The sequence below is a fragment of the Trebonia sp. genome (assembly GCF_030042015.1).
Classification (GTDB): domain Bacteria; phylum Actinomycetota; class Actinomycetes; order Streptosporangiales; family Streptosporangiaceae; genus Trebonia.
This window is the reverse complement of record NZ_JASIAL010000538.1, coordinates 1-11,784: the sequence shown is the minus strand read 5'-3', so window position 1 is coordinate 11,784 and position 11,784 is coordinate 1. Positions and strand designations below refer to the sequence as shown.

The 11,784-nt window shown below is 72.0% G+C and carries 13 protein-coding genes; all 13 read right to left on the bottom strand.

Annotation, left to right across the window (positions count from 1 at the left end; genetic code table 11):
- Positions 1-605 precede the first annotated feature (605 nt).
- Positions 606-1,445, bottom strand: a complete 840-nt coding sequence (locus Q1N79_RS28655) for an EthD domain-containing protein (RefSeq protein WP_300614201.1) — start codon at positions 1,443-1,445, stop codon at positions 606-608.
- A 16-nt stretch (positions 1,446-1,461) separates the two neighbouring features.
- Positions 1,462-2,283 carry an SDR family NAD(P)-dependent oxidoreductase gene (locus tag Q1N79_RS28650; protein ID WP_300614200.1) on the bottom strand — a complete coding sequence of 274 codons (822 nt, stop codon included), beginning with the start codon at positions 2,281-2,283 and terminating at the stop codon, positions 1,462-1,464.
- Complete coding sequence (locus tag Q1N79_RS28645; RefSeq protein WP_300614199.1) at positions 2,280-3,428, bottom strand: CapA family protein; 1,149 nt, start codon at positions 3,426-3,428, stop codon at positions 2,280-2,282. The genes Q1N79_RS28650 and Q1N79_RS28645 overlap by 4 nt, the downstream gene beginning before the upstream one ends.
- A 64-nt stretch (positions 3,429-3,492) precedes the next feature.
- Positions 3,493-4,431 carry an NADP-dependent oxidoreductase gene (locus Q1N79_RS28640; protein ID WP_300614198.1) on the bottom strand — a complete coding sequence of 313 codons (939 nt, stop codon included), beginning with the start codon at positions 4,429-4,431 and terminating at the stop codon, positions 3,493-3,495.
- A 32-nt stretch (positions 4,432-4,463) separates the two neighbouring features.
- Positions 4,464-5,324: an SDR family NAD(P)-dependent oxidoreductase gene (locus tag Q1N79_RS28635; protein WP_300614196.1), complete on the bottom strand. Its 861-nt coding sequence runs from the start codon at positions 5,322-5,324 to the stop codon at positions 4,464-4,466.
- Between the two features lie 15 nt (positions 5,325-5,339).
- Positions 5,340-5,792, bottom strand: a complete 453-nt coding sequence (locus Q1N79_RS28630; RefSeq protein ID WP_300614195.1) for an OB-fold domain-containing protein — start codon at positions 5,790-5,792, stop codon at positions 5,340-5,342.
- The gene (locus Q1N79_RS28625; RefSeq protein WP_300614193.1) at positions 5,776-6,963 is read right to left on the bottom strand and encodes a thiolase family protein; all 1,188 of its coding nucleotides are present in this window, start codon (positions 6,961-6,963) and stop codon (positions 5,776-5,778) included. Before Q1N79_RS28625 ends, Q1N79_RS28630 begins: the two co-directional genes overlap by 17 nt.
- The gene (locus tag Q1N79_RS28620; protein WP_300614191.1) at positions 6,960-8,210 is read right to left on the bottom strand and encodes a CoA transferase; all 1,251 of its coding nucleotides are present in this window, start codon (positions 8,208-8,210) and stop codon (positions 6,960-6,962) included. The genes Q1N79_RS28625 and Q1N79_RS28620 overlap by 4 nt, the downstream gene beginning before the upstream one ends.
- Positions 8,186-9,313, bottom strand: a complete 1,128-nt coding sequence (locus tag Q1N79_RS28615; RefSeq protein ID WP_300614189.1) for a hypothetical protein — start codon at positions 9,311-9,313, stop codon at positions 8,186-8,188. Before Q1N79_RS28615 ends, Q1N79_RS28620 begins: the two co-directional genes overlap by 25 nt.
- Positions 9,313-10,269 carry a fumarylacetoacetate hydrolase family protein gene (locus tag Q1N79_RS28610; RefSeq protein WP_300614187.1) on the bottom strand — a complete coding sequence of 319 codons (957 nt, stop codon included), beginning with the start codon at positions 10,267-10,269 and terminating at the stop codon, positions 9,313-9,315. Before Q1N79_RS28610 ends, Q1N79_RS28615 begins: the two co-directional genes overlap by 1 nt.
- Before the next feature lie 13 nt (positions 10,270-10,282).
- The gene (locus tag Q1N79_RS28605) at positions 10,283-10,840 is read right to left on the bottom strand and encodes a hypothetical protein (protein ID WP_300614185.1); all 558 of its coding nucleotides are present in this window, start codon (positions 10,838-10,840) and stop codon (positions 10,283-10,285) included.
- Positions 10,837-11,544 (bottom strand): protocatechuate 3,4-dioxygenase subunit beta, encoded by a 708-nt coding sequence (locus Q1N79_RS28600; protein WP_300614183.1) that lies wholly within the window; start codon positions 11,542-11,544, stop codon positions 10,837-10,839. Before Q1N79_RS28600 ends, Q1N79_RS28605 begins: the two co-directional genes overlap by 4 nt.
- A 53-nt stretch (positions 11,545-11,597) precedes the next feature.
- On the bottom strand, positions 11,598-11,784 hold a 187-nt coding region (locus tag Q1N79_RS28595; RefSeq protein ID WP_300614181.1), incomplete at its 5' end, for a hypothetical protein.

Genomic DNA, 11,784 nt, shown 5'->3' with positions numbered 1-11,784 from the left:
CACGCCATGTCCCTTGCGGCGATGCTGCCCCGCGCCCTGCTCGCCTGGCTCAGCGGTGACTGATCTGTCCCAGCTAGCGCGAACCGGCGGCCCTTGTCCTCACCACCACCGCGGGCGCGGGCCACGGCAGCTCGGAGTCTGGCAGGCGCTCCTGCCAGAACCCAGGCTACCCAGCCCGCCGCGCCGAATCCATAGCGACACAAGGCCCCCTAACTCCATGACCGGGGCCACAGGCACAAACCTAGGGGTGTCATCCTGGCCCGCGACCAGCAGTGCGCGCGCGTAGTCGGCTGTCTGGAGCAGGCCGGGAATGATGATGAGCCGGCGCCGAATCAGCACGGCGCCGGGGAATACCCGCCCCGGAGAACTACCGCCCCAGTCCATGTAACCGGCCTCGGTGACCCGCCACTCAGGCGTACCCCCCATTTGCAGCGGGGCGTTTACGATCGCGTTATTTCAGACAGAGCCAGTCTTCGCGATCACTTGGAGCCGGAGCCATGCCCCGGGCACGCGAACGCGCACCGCGCCGGCGACACCGCCGAGGGACTAATCGGGCGCGCGAAGAGGAGCCGGGGACCGTTCTGATGAAAATTGGGCCTGTTCGGCTAGCCGACCGGGCCGCTCCAGACGCCGGGGATGCTGCGGACCTCCAGGCCGGGCGGGGCCCAGCAGTAGACGGAGGCGCCGTCCGGCGACGGTGCGCTGGCGAACCTGAGCCGGTCGGTGACCACGATCGAGAAGCTGCCGTCCGGGTCCACGATCCCGGCCCCGCGCTTGAGCAGGAACTCGCGCGTCCCCGCGTCCGCAGTGAACGCGTCGAAGTCGGCGCGGCTTGCGAAGAAGAACTCCTCGATGCCGCCGAAGCTGCCGAACATCCCCTGCGCGTACGCGGAACCCTCGAACGGGCTGCCCTCCAGCCCGAGCGTCGGGTTCTGCACGTACTTCCTGACCAGCCCTTTGGCATCGCGGGTCGCTTCGGTCACCGCGGCGGCGTATCCGGCCCGCCAGGCGCTGGCGAACTGCTCGCGGCCGACGCCGGGGGCGCGGCGCAGGAAGTGGACGAGCTTGACGGCGTCCTCCTCGGGGGCGGTGAGGTCGTCGAAGATCACCTCCTCGCCGGTCAGCTCGAGCACCATCGCCGGGTCGCTGAAGTCGTGCGGCCGCGCGCGCACCAGGTAGTCGGGCTCCTCCATCGAGCGGGCGAAGTCGTCGAGAGTCTCGAACGACAGCGACGCGAACCCGTCCCACCGCTGCGGGGACAGCGGGTAGGCCAGCGCCTGGCCGTCGACGTCCGCCAGCGTGTAGCCCTGCACGTAGCGCCGGAAAATCTGCATCGCGGACGGCGTGGTCAGCATCACCGCCACGTGGATGACGCCCCACTCATAGTTGAACTGCTCCAGCGTCATGCCTTGCTTGCGGCGGTTCGCCAGCATGAACTTGTTCATCGGTCGTTGCTCCTTCTCACAGCCTGGGCATGGGTGCGATGCTCGTGTAGCCGCCGTCGACAGGGATCACCGTGCCGGTCAGGTAGTCCGCCGCCGGGGAGACCAGGAACGAGACGACGCCGCCAAGGTCCTCAGGGCGGCCGGTCTCCCCCATCGGGACGGTCTCGGTGAAGCCGCGCGCCGCCTCCGGGTCCCGGTACACCGAGGCGGTCATCGCGGTGCGGAAGAAGCCGGGCGCGACCGCGTTCACCGTGATCTTCCTGGCCGCGTACTCGGCGGCGAGCGTCCTGGTGAGCGCCTGGAGCGCGCCCTTGGACATGGCGTAGTGCGTGAAGCCGCCGAAGCCGACGAGCACGCCGGAGATGCTGACCACGTTGACGATCTTGCCGCGCACCCGGCCGGCGTCCTCCTGGCGCAGCATCTGCCTGATCGCCTCGCGGCAGCAGAGCCACGCGCCGCGGGCGTTCACGCGCATCACCGCGTCGTAGGTGTCCTCGGAGTCGTCGGTGAAGCTGACCGGCTGCGCCGGCATGATGCCGGCGTTGTTCACCAGGACGTCGATCCGGCCGAACGCGCCGACGGCCGACGCCACGAGCTTGCGGACCTCGTCCGCCTCGGCCACGTCGGCGCGGACATACACCGACCGGCCGCCGCGGGCGCGGATCAGGTCGTCGGTGTCGGTATCAGGCTCGGCGTCGAATCCGCCGGGGCGCGGCGATTTGCTCATGTCGGCGACGACGACGGCGGCCCCGGCGGCCGCGAGCGACAGCGCGATGCCGCGCCCGTTCCCCGACGCCGCCCCCGTCACGATCGCGACCTTGCCGGGGTGCTCGATCACGGTTCCCCCTCTCCGGCGGCGACCTCGACCTGCATGACGCCCTCCCACTGGCCGCGGGAGAACTTGGTGGAAAAGCCGCGCTCGCGGGTAATGCGCTCCAGGTAGCCTGCCACTTCGCCGGCCCGCGGGTCATCGGCGGACAGCGGTTCGGTCGAGCCGTCCTGCAGGATCATCGCGGGGATGAACCCCGCCGTCAGCGAGCCGTCCGCGGCCACGTCGAACGTCGCGATGCCGGTCATCCGGGCATCGGGATCGAACGGGAACAGCGGGAACTGCGCGCTGCCCGCCGGCGCGTTCGCCGCGCCGCGGGCGCGCCGGCGGGCCGCCTCCTGCGGTGTCATCGCCGGGATGCGGATGTGGTGGACCAGGCTGCCGAGCCCGTAGAAGATCGGCCGCCGGTCGCGGAACTCCACGCCGCGCAGGCTGTGGTGGTGACAGCACAAGACGATGTCGGCCCCGTGGTCCACGATGTACCGCGCCAGCCGCAGCTCGTAGTCCTGCAGGACCTCCAGCCAGCTCGAGTAGCCCCAGTGGCAGAGCGCGACGACGACGTCGGCCGCCGCGCGGGCCCGTTCCAGGGCCCGGGCACACGTCTGGAGGTCCTCTTCAACCGGTTCGGTGAAGATCGCCGGCGCTATGCCCGGCTCCCAGAAGTTGCGGTCCGGGTCGGCGTAGAAGGTGCGGACCCGGATCGCCGCGATGCCTGGCCGCGCCGGGCGTGCCTCGTAGCCGACGGGGAACACCGAGCAGAACCCGAGGAACGCGATCCTGGTCCCGCCGCGCTCCAGGATCGTGGCGGCCGTCGCCTGGCCGAGATCCTTGCCCGCGCCGGTCACCGCGATGCCCTGGGCGGCGAGCAGGTCGATGGTGTCCGACAGCCCCTCGAACCCGCCGTCCATGGCGTGGTTGTTAGCGCAGCTCAGCAGGTGGAACGGCGCCTCGCCCAGGGCCGCGCCGCGCGCCCTGGGCGCGATCATCGGGTGCTTGTGGCTCGGGACCGGGTAAGCGCGGTCGGAGTAGACCCCCTCGCAGTTGCCGACGACCAGGTCCGCCTTGCGCAGCAGCGGGGACAAGTGCCTGAAGGCACCGCGCCCGTCCTCGACGTTGGGGAAGACGTCACCGACGCCGAACAGACGTACCGTCACGCGCACCTCGCTGTCTCCGCTGCCTCGCTGCCTCGCTGCCTCGCCGGGCGTTTCCTTATTGTTCTTACTTGCCGTTGCCGGCATGCCGGGCGGTGGCGAGCACGAGCTTGCCGCGCGTGCCCCCGCGCTCGGCGAGCGCGTGGGCGCGGGGGGCGTCGGCCAGCGGGATCACCTCGGCGATCCGGGTGACCAGCCGCCCGGCGGCCAGGTCGGCGGCCAGCCGCTCCAGGCCCGCGGCGTCCGGCTCGACCCACACGGTCTCGAACGTCACGCCGTCGGGCGCGGCGTCCTGCGGGGGCCGGGTGAAGACCGCCGTCCCGCCCTTCCGCAGGCCGGCCGCGGCGGCGGGGCCGAGCGGCACGGCGTCCAGCACGTTGTCGGCCGGCCCGGCGGCGGCGAGGTCTGTGCCGCGCGGCAGCGCCTCGGCGCCCAGGCTCGCCACCCACGCCTCGTCGCCGTGGCTGGCCAGCGCCAGGACCCGGCAGCCGGCCCGCACCGCGAGCTGGGTGGCGAACCAGCCGACCGCGCCGCTCGCGCCGGTCACGAGCAAGGTCGACTCGGGGGCCGGGTTCAGGATCGCGAGGCCCTGGGCCGCGGTCAGGCCGCTGAGCGGCAGCGTGGCCGCCGCCGCGAGGTCGAGCCCGTCAGGCACGTGGGCCAGCCACGACTCCTCCACCGCGGCCGCCTCGGCGTAGGCGCCGACCCGCGCCAGGACCGGCACCCACGGGATCATCCCGAGCACCCGGTCGCCGGACCGGAACCGCGTCACGCCCTCGCCGATGGCCAGCACGGTGCCCGCCAGGTCCCAGCCGGGCACGAACGGCAGCGGCATGCCGGGCACCCGCCGGTGCGTGCCGCCGCTGCGTGCGCCCAGGTCGCTGGGGTTGACCGTGGCGAACTCGATGCCCACGACGACCTCCCCCGGCCCCGCAACCGGGTCGGGGCGGCTGCCAAGCCGCAGCACCTCGGGCCCGCCGAACTCCGCTACCTCGATCACGCGCATGGATCTGCCCTTCTCGCTGGCGCTCGCCTGGCTCAGGCGGGGTTCCCGATCGAGTCGAGGATCCCCATGGGCTCGAGCCTCTTGCGGACGATGTCGATCGTCCGTTCCCGGTGGGTGACGATATAGAAGCGGTTGTCCCTGATCGCGGCCACCACCATGGCCGCGACCTGGTCCGGCTCGAGCCACGTGGTGCCCATCACGCTGCGCAGGAACTGCTGGGCGAGCTTTTGTGACGGGTGGTCGCGCAGCGACGGCACGCCGGACGGGCGGTTCCTGTCCGAGGTCGGGATGTTCGTGTTCACCGGCCCGGGCAGCAGCACCGACACGCCGATCGGCTCGCCTGCGTCCTCCAGCTCGCGCTGCAGCGTCTCCGACATGCCCAGGACCGCCGCCTTGGAGGCCACGTACGGGGCGGTCGTTGGCGCCTCCCCGCACAGGGCCGCCACGGAGGCGGTGTTGACGATGTGACCCTCGGGCTGCTGGCGCAGCAGCGGCAGGAACACCCGGCAGCCGTAGAGGACTCCCCAGAAGTTCACCCCCATCACCCAGTGCCACACCTCGAGCGGGATCTCGGCCAGCGAGGCGCCGCTGCCGACGCCCGCGTTGTTGCAGACCACGTGCACCGCCCCGAACCTGGACAGCGTCCGCGCGGCGAGCGCCTCGACCTGCTCAAGGCGCGAGACGTCGGTCTGCACGCCGAGCACGCGGTCACGGCCGCCCGCGTCCTTGCCGCCCGCGTCCTGCAGCTCCCGCACGGCGCGGTCGAGGGGCTCTTGCTCGACGTCGGCGAGCACCACGCTCATGCCCTCCGCGACGAATCTGGACGCGAGCGCGCGCCCGATGCCGCTCGCCGCCCCGGTCACCACGGCGACGCGGCCGCTGAGCTCTTTCACCGCGGGCTCCTTCCGCTAGTCACTTGCTACGAAGATCGGGACCGCGGCGCCGCCCGGCCAGCGCTCCGCCGCGAGCCGCACCTCCATGCCGGCGAAGGGCTCCGGCTGTCCCGGCGCCAGCCGGGCGATGATCCGGACCCCCGCCGTCAGCTGCACGTCGAGCACCACGTACGGCAGCAGCGGCGCGAACTCGGGCACGAACTCCAGGTGGCACCTGGCCCAGCTCAGCACCGTGCCGTCCGGCGGCGCCTGCCGCCACTCGTGGCCGTCGGTTCCGCAGTACGGGCACACCGGCGCGTGCGGATACCGCGGCCGCGCGCAGGACGGGCAGAAGCGCAGGACGAAGCGCCCGGCCGCGAGCTCGGCGAAAAACCGCTCGCTGTCGGGCGAGGGGCGCAGCAGGTAGCCCGGGTCGCCGTCGCCTGCCCAGGCGACGCTGGCCAGGCGGCCCTCAGCCCGCGTCGGCACCGAAGATCACCGAGTCGCCGAGCGTGGTCGCCCACTGGGCCAGCCGCGCGCCGTCCACCTGCCGTTCTGCCGCCTGCCCGCGCAGCTGGGCGACGATCTCAGCGAACGACCCCCAGCCGTTGGAGTGGCCTTCGGACAGGTGGCCGCCGCTTGTGTTCACCGGCAGGTCCCCGCCGATCTCGATCCGGCCGTCCTGGACGAAATGCGCGGCCTCGCCCGTCTCGCAGTAGCCGAACCGCTCCAGCGTCCACAGCACCTGCGGGGAGAAGGCGTCGTAGCAGTAGAGGGCGTCGATGTCGGCCGGGCGGACGCCGGCCCGGCCGAACACCGGCTCGGCGGCGCCGGCCGGCCGGTAGTCGAACACGTTCGCCTGGTCGACGCCGAGCCCCGGGTGGCCGAAGATGTACTCGTCGGGCCCGCCGTGGATCCCCTGCCAGCCGCGGATGTAGACCGGGGGCTGGCGCAGGTCGGCGGCCCGGTCGCCGGTCGTCAGGAGGAACGCCGCGCCGATGCCGGCGGGCACCGAGCAGTCGAACAGCCGCAACGGCTCGACGATGAAGCGGGCGGCGGCGTAGTCGTCAGGCGACATCGGCTTTCGCATCAGCGCGACGGGGTTGCGCTGCGCGGCCTTGCGCTGGGCGACCGGGACGGCGCCGAGCAGCCCGAGGTCCAGCTTGTGCCGCTCGAAGTACGCCCGGGTCGCGAGCGCCGCGCCGAACACCGGGGCGACGGCCCCCGCCCACGGGGTCTCGGCGTGCGGGCCGCCGCCCTCCCGCAGCGTCTCGGCGAACATCGCGCCGCCGGCCGACACGGTCCCGGCCCGGCGGCCGCCTGGCTTCCACACCGCGACGCACAGCGCGCAGGTCACGAGCTCCAGCCGCAGCGCCTGCCAGGCGGCGCCGAGCACCGTGGCGGCGAACCGGCCGTGCGACCACGGCTGCATGACGACCTGGACGTTCAGCGCGAGCAGCCGGGCGATCTCGTCGTAGTCAAGCCCGCGCGGCTGGCCAATGTGCACGAACAGGCCGTCGACGTCGGCCCGCGCCAGGCCGCAGTCGGCCAGCGCTGCCCCGACCGCGCGGGAAGCGACCGAGGCGACGCTCTCCCCCTCGAACGCGCCGACCCCGACCAGGCCCGCGCCGGCGATCGCGACAGCCGGGCCAGACGTCACGAGGCGGCTCCCGGCCGGGACCCGATCCCGTCGCGGGACGCTCGCAGCTCGGCCAGGATTTCCTCGTTGTGCTCGCCGGGGCTCGGCGCGCGGCGCCGGATCGACCCCGGGGTCCGGTCCAGCTTGATCGGCAGCCCCGCCGAGTAGACGTTCTCGACGCCGGTGTGCACGATCATGTCCCGCGCCTGCGCCTGCGGCTGCTCGATGACCTCGGCGACGTTGGCCACCAGGCTGGCCGGGATGTTCACCTCGGTCATCAGGTCCACCCACTCCTGCGCGTCCTTCGTGGCGAAGACCGGCATGATCTGCTCGTGCAGCTCCGCGCGGTGCTCGATCCGGTCGGCGTTGGTCTTGTACCGCTCGTCGTCGATCAGGTCGGGACGGCCGATCAGCTCGCAGAGGCTGCGGTACATGCGGTTGTCCGCCGCGCCCATGAAGAACTCGCGGTCGCGGGCGTTGAACACGCCGTAGGGCGAGCTGAAGGCGAAGAACGGCCCGCTCTTCCCCGGCACCTCGCCCGAGCCCGAGCACACGGCGATGTAGTGGGTCATCAGCTGAATGGCGCCCTCGTACAGGGACGTGTCGACCAGCTGGCCCACCCCCGTCCGGTCCCGCTCGCGCAGCGCGAGCACGATCCCGTACGCGGCGTGCGTTCCGGTCAGCAGGTCGATCGCGGAGTGCCCGATGCGCACCGACGGCCGGCCTTCCTCCCCGGTGACGCTCAGGTGGCCGCAGTACGCCTGCAGCAGCATGTCCAGGCCGGGACGGTCACGCAGCGGCCCGTTCTGCCCGAAGCCGGAGATGCTGCAGTAGACGATCCGGGGGTTCAGCTCCCGCGCCCGCCGGTAGCCGAACCCGAGCCGGTCGGCGACCCCGGGGCGGAAGTTCTCGAGCACCACGTCCGCCGTCTTGATCAGCTCCTCGACGACCTCCAGGTCGGACGGGTCCTTCAGGTCAAGGGCCATCCCCCGCTTGTTCCTGTTCAGGGCCAGGAACAGGCCGGAGAACTCCTTATTCGGCCCGTGGTAGTGCGTCCCCCAGGAGCGGGTGAGCTCCCTGGCCGGGCGCTCCACCTTGATCACGTCGGCGCCGAAATCCGCCAGCAGCAGCGAGCAGGTCGGCCCGGCCATGGCGATGGAGAAGTCGATCACCCGGATCCCGGCGAGCGGTCCCCCGCCTGCGCTCCCCTCGCCCGGGCCGCCGGTTGCGGCCCCTGCGTCGTTCATCGCGGCGTCGCGGCCTGCCATGCCTGTCCTTCTTTCTTCGGGTGTCGGTACTGGTGACCTGGTGCCGGCAGCGGCGACTCGACCTTCCCGAACCGGTCGCGCCAGTCCAGCCACCGGTCGATCAGGGCGTCCTCGGCCTGGTAGTCGAACGGGTCGCCGATCTGCTGCTCAAGCTCCCCGCCGGCCGGCGGTGGGTTGTCCACCAGCCAGCGGACCGACAGCTCCATGGCCGCGGGGGCCGGGACGGCGTCGGCGTAGCCGAGCTCGCTGCGGATGCGGACGCTGGTGGTCAGCCGGTGGTCGGGAGAGTGCCGGTAGAACGGGTAGCACGGCCAGGCGATGTCGTAGGGCATGTCGATGATCTCGAACTCGGTGTCCAGGCAGCGGCCGATGAACTCGATGCGCTGGCGCATCGTGAACGCGTATTCGTCGGTCACCGAGTACCGCCGGCCCGCCGCGGCATCGGGCATGTCGGCGCACCGCAGCACCGCCGCGGCCGCGTTCTGGGTGAAGACCCGGCTCTCAATCTTCTGCCCGGCGTCGGCCACCACGATCCTGCGCCTGCCGTCGAGCGCCCGGCGGATGACGGTCCAGTCGTACGGGCCTGGCGTGCGGGGCCCGTAGTTCAGCGGGTAGGCGATGTAGGTGGCGCTGTAGTCGCCCGCGGCGTGGTGCTCGAAGACGGCCTCCATCGCCTGCACCATCCGCCGCCCGATCTTGTTGCGCCCGCCCGGCCCCTCGTCGGCCACGAGGATCTGCGAGTCGTCGGGGACGATCACCGGCCTGCCCGCACCGCCCCAGCGGGGATCGTCGGGCGGCGCGGCGATCCCGGTCGCGCCGCCGATCGCGATCAGCCGCCCGGTGCGTCCCGCGAGCACGTCCGCGCACACCCGCAGCCGCCCGTACTGGGCGACGACCAGGTCAAACGTCTGCGAGCCGATTCCCCGCAGCAGCGGCTCGGCGAAGTGCGGGTCCTCGTGGATGTGGCGCACCGGCACGGAGAATTCGGCCTCGTGCTGCCCGCCGTGCAGGATCGTCACCTCGAAGTCACGGTCAAGGAGCCCCTCGACGATCAGCGGGCCGGTCGGCCCGGTCCCGCCGATGACCAGCGCCCTGCCACCCATCAGCTGCCGGTCTCCGCGGCGACGGCCCTGGAGCCGTGCCGGGCGGCCGGGACCGGGTGCGGCTGCGCGCCTTCGACGACCCGGTTCGTCACCGTCCCGATGCCCTGCACCTGGAGGGTCACCTCATCCCCCGGCTTCAGCGGCGGCGGGTCCTGGCGTCCGCGCCGTCCCCACAGCTCCGCCAGGCAGCCCCAGCGGCAGGTTCCCGAGGCAAGCAGGTCGCCAGGGCATACCCAGGCGCCGCGCGCCGCGTACGCCACCAGCTCGTCGAACGACCAGGACATGTTGGCCAGCGTGTCGCGGCCGAGCGGGACGCCGTTGACGGAGGCGATGAGCTCCAGGTCGTAGCGGTCGCCCGTGCGGTAGGGCTCGAGCTCGTCCGCGGTCACCAGCCAGGGGCCGACGGTGCTCGCGCCGTCCTTGCACTTGGACAGGCCGAGCCCGAGCCGGCCCTCGCGCCGCCCGATGTCCCGCGCCGACCAGTCGTTGAAGATCGTGAACGCCGCGATGTGCCCGCCCGCCTCCGCGACCGTCAGGTCACGGCCGGCCGTCCCGATGACCGCCGCCACTTCCAGCTCGAAGTCCAGGTCGACACATCCTGGCGGCACCGGGACGTCCTCGCCGGTGGCCACGACCGCGTTGGCGTTGGAGAAGTAGAAGAACGGCGCCTCATACCACTCCGCCTTGATGTTGCCCGCCATCATCCCCTCGACGTGCGCCTCGAAGGTGACGAAGTCGCGGACCGTGGGCGGCTTGAGCGGCGCAAGCAGCGTGACGTCCGCCAGCGCGAGCGGGGACCCTGCGCGCCGTGCTTGCTCCTCGGCGCGCGCGCGCTCCTCGGGGGTCGCGGCAAGCAGCTCGAGCACGTCCGAGCCGACGGGCAGCGGCCAGATGCCATCGGCGGCCACGACGCCGAGCCGGCGGTCACCGCCGGCGCTGAACGCAGCGATCTTCATGCCTCACCATCTCTCACCATTCGAAGGTCGGGGTTTCGCCGGCCCCTTGCAGCACGATCTGGAACCGCAGCGTGCCGTCGTCCTCCAGGGTGCCGATCAGCTTGCCGCGGTCCTCCTGGGGAACCAGCCGCAGGACCGCGTCCTTGTCGTTCGCCGCTTGCTCGTCGGGGAAGTAGACCCGGGTGATCCGCTGCTTGAGCAGGCCGACCCCGAAGACGGCGACGTTGAAGTACGGCGCGAGGAACTGGCCGTCCGGGGCCTGCCCCGGCGCCGGCCGGCTCAGGGACACCCGGAACCTGCCGTCGGCGTCAGTGCGCGCCCGCGCCCACTGCTGTCCGTGCCACACCTCGATGAGCCCGCGCGGCAGGCCATAGGGGCGGCCGGTCCCGTCGACCACGGTTCCGGCGAGGCTGACGGGGACGCCGCTTTCCGTGCTTTGCCTGTTTTCCGTGCTTTGCGTGCTTTCCGTGCTGCCTGCCGCGGGGGTGGCGCGGTCGCTGCCGTCGAACAGGAGGCAGAAGCCGAACAGCGGGCCGCTGGTCTGCGACGGGGTGAGGACGAGCTCGGTCATCGCGCGGCCTCGGCCGGCGTCGCGCGCGGGCCGCGCAGCACGATGTCCCAGTTGTAGGCGAGCGCGCAGTCAAGGGCGCCCGGCTCGTTCGCGTCGAAGTCGAGCTTGGCGATGAGCCGGTCCAGCCCGCGCGGGTCCCCGACCGACTGGGCGATCGCGTCATGGGCGATCAGCGGGTCACCCTCGAAGTAGCACTGCGTGATGAGCCGCGTGCTCAGGCTCCACCCGAACACGGAGACGTGGATGTGGGAAGGCCGGAACTGGCCGCCGGGCAGCCCGGCATACGCTCCCGGCCTGATCGTGCGGAAGCTGAACCGGCCCAGTGAGTCGGTCAGCGTCCGCCCGGCGCCGGTGAAATACGGGTCCACCGGCTGGAACTGCATGTCGACGCTGTCGATGTAGCGGCCCGAGGCGTTGGCCTGCCAGATCTCGATGAGCACGTCCGGCGCCGGGCGCCCGTCGCTGTCGAGCACCCGGCCGGTCAGCACGATCCGCTGGCCCTGCGGGCGGCCGCCGTTCCCGTTGACCAGGTCGTTGTCGCCGGCCCGGACGGGGATCCGGCCGTACGCCGGGCCCTCCCCGAACTCGAACCAGTCCCTGGGCAGGATGACCGGCCGTTTCGACGGCGACACCACCGTGGTCGATCTGTAGTCGGGATACAGGTACGGCGGGTTGAAATCGAGCGGCTGGACGTTCGTTGTCATGTCAGCAGGCTGTCCTCGGGTCGCGGGTTGCTGGTTTTAGTGGGTTGCTGGTTTTAGCTGGTGGGGATGGTGAGCCAGCTTTCGCCGGTCTTGTAGTCGACGAAGGCGCCGTTGACGATCTTGACGATGTAGGCGGCCTGGTTGGGGTGGTGCGCCGAGGCGGTGCCGAAGGTGAACGGGGTGCCCATCGTCGGCACGGACAGCGGCTTCAGGGCGCGGAACGCCGCCAGCACCGACGCC